The 2,595-nt window shown below is 57.3% G+C and carries 3 protein-coding genes; all 3 read left to right on the top strand.

From position 1 onward, the window contains the following. The first annotated feature begins 320 nt into the window (after nucleotides 1-320). Nucleotides 321-812, top strand: coding sequence for an acetolactate synthase small subunit (gene ilvN, locus GX108_00105; GenBank protein NLO55449.1), 492 nt, complete (start codon nucleotides 321-323; stop codon nucleotides 810-812). A gap of 34 nt (nucleotides 813-846) precedes the next feature. Beyond that, the gene (ilvC, locus tag GX108_00100; GenBank protein ID NLO55448.1) at nucleotides 847-1,860 is read left to right on the top strand and encodes a ketol-acid reductoisomerase; all 1,014 of its coding nucleotides are present in this window, start codon (nucleotides 847-849) and stop codon (nucleotides 1,858-1,860) included. Nucleotides 1,861-1,900: 40 nt separating this feature from the next. Further along, a partial coding sequence (locus tag GX108_00095) for a 2-isopropylmalate synthase (protein NLO55447.1) occupies nucleotides 1,901-2,595 on the top strand: 695 nt, incomplete at its 3' end.

The following is a 2,595-nucleotide window of genomic DNA, read 5'->3' as shown; positions in this document are numbered from 1 at the left end:
CTGTCCGGCGACAACTGCAAAAGAGATCCCTTGACAGATCCGCCGAAGCCGGATAGAATCCCCTACAATTAGCCCCAAACAGCGAAGGGAAAGGAGGAGGCCCATGAGCACTTCAGCAGCATGCCAGCGCAACAATGCAAACCTAATAGCCATTCTCGTGCTCGTCCTTATTATCGGCTCAGGGTCCCCTCCTGGGGCGCTGACGGGCTAGTGCCGTTTGGCGGTATTCCAGGGCCGGGATCCTGTATCAACAGGGTCCCGGCCCTTTTTTATTCTTTTGGCCTTACAAGACTCGAGAAAAAAGAGATGGAGGGATCGAAATGCAGCAGACAATCAGTCTTCTCGTGGAAGACAGGCCCGGGGTTCTGTCTCGAATCTCAGGCCTGGTGTCAAGAAAGGGGTACAACGTGGACAGCCTCAGCATCGGCAAGACCGAGCAGGAAGGCCTGTCGAGGTTGACCATGGTGGTCGACGGCGGCGAAAAGTCGGCGGAACAGATAGTGCGCCAGTTTAGGAAACTGGTGGAGACCGTCGACGTCAAACTGCTGAACACCAATCCCTTTGTCGAACGTTGGATGACCCTGATCAAAGTCCGGGCCTCGTTCGAAACCAGGCCCCATATTCTCCAGACCGCCGAAGTTTTTCGGTCCAAAGTGATCGATATCGGGGAAGAAGCCCTGGTTTTGGAGTCCACCGGGGACAGGGGCAAAGTCGAGGCTTTCATAGAGGCTGTAAAACCCTTCGGGATACTGGAAGTCGCATCCAGCGGGGCCGTCGCCATGCAAAGGGGCGGCTTCGGAGCAACGTTCTAGATCCAACCATACTTTATGACGGGGAGTGAAGGCAATGGCGCGCATGTTCTACGACAAGGACGCAAATCTCGATTGTCTCAAGGGGGATCTGATCACTGTCCTGGGATACGGCAGCCAGGGACACGCCCACGCCCAGAACCTCAGGGATTCGGGCATGAACGTGGTGGTAGGGCTTCACGAAGGAAGCCGGTCCCGGAAGAAAGCCGAAGAAGACGGATTCAGGGTACTGACCGTTGCGGAGGCGGTCTCCGAAGCGGATCTCCTGTCTTTCCTCGTGCCCGACCACGTCCAGTCCGACCTTTACGCCGAAGAGGTGAAACCCAATCTCAAGCCCCGCACCGCCCTTGTTTTTTCCCACGGATTTACTATCCACTATCACCAGGTAATCCCGCCGAAAGATGCCGATGTTTTCATGATCGCGCCGAAAAGCCCCGGCCATCTCGTGCGAAGGATGTTCACCGAGGGCAAAGGAGTGCCCGGACTTATCGCCCTTTTCCAGGATCCTTCCGGCAAGGCCATGGAAAAGGGCCTGGCCTACGGTTCGGCGATAGGCTGCGGCCGCGCCGGAATTATTGAGACCACCTTCGCCGAAGAGACGGAGACCGATCTTTTCGGTGAACAGGCCGTCCTGTGCGGCGGCGTAACGGAATTGATCAAGGCCGGGTTCGACACCTTGGTGAATGCAGGGTACCAGCCCGAGATCGCCTATTTTGAATGCCTGAACGAGCTGAAACTGATCGTCGACATGATGTTCGAGGGCGGCCTTGGATGGATGCGCTATTCCGTGAGCGATACAGCCAAGTATGGTGACAAGACCGCCGGCAAAAGGGTCATCGATTCCCGTGTGCGGGAGACTATGCTGGAGCTTCTCGAAAATGTGCAGAATGGAGAGTTCGCCAAGGACTGGATCCTTGAGAACCGTTGCGGGAGACCTTCCATGAAAAAATGGGAAGAGCGGGAGAGCAGGCACCTCATCGAAGAGGTGGGCTCAAGGCTGCGGAAGATGATGCCCTGGATGGAAGCCAGGGAGGCCCCGTCAAAATCTTAGCCCCTCACGAACATAGGGCCGAAAGGAGAGCGAGACCGCGATGAGAGAAGACTATGTCCGAATTTTCGACACCACGTTGAGAGATGGAGAGCAATCGGCCGGGATCAACCTGAATACCGCCGAAAAACTGCAGATAGCCCACAACCTTGCCCGTATGAAAATTGACGTCATCGAAGCGGGTTTTCCCGCCGCTTCGCCGGGAGACCTGCAGGCCGTCCGGGAGATAGCCAGGAATATCAGGGGCCCCGTGATCGCCGGGCTGGCCCGGACCCGAACGGGGGACATCGAGGCGGCCTGGGAAGCTCTCAGGGACGCTGAAAGACCTCGAATTCATACCTTCATCGCCACCAGCGATATACACCTGGAGCACAAACTGCGAATGTCCAGGGAACAGGTCAAGGATGAGGTGCACAGAGCCGTATCGCTGGCCAGGAGTTTTGTCGATGACGTGGAATTTTCCGCTGAAGACGCCAGCCGCTCCGACCTGGATTATCTCTGCGAGGTTTTCCGCATTGCCGCCGAAGGAGGCGCGACCACCCTCAACATTCCCGATACGGTGGGCTACTCCCTGCCGGAGGAATTTTCCCGCTTCGTCGCCGAGATCATCCGAAGGACCGATGCCGGTGACGGCGTCGTCTGGTCCTGTCACTGCCACAATGACCTGGGATTGGCCGTGGCCAACTCGCTGGAGGCGGTGAAGCAGGGGGTCAGGCAAGTGGAGTGTACCGTCAACGG

The sequence above is a fragment of the Thermovirga sp. genome (genome assembly GCA_012523215.1).
Classification (GTDB): Bacteria; Synergistota; Synergistia; order Synergistales; family Thermovirgaceae; genus 58-81.
Note: the sequence above shows the minus strand (reverse complement) of the source record. Positions and strands in the feature narration are given on the sequence as shown.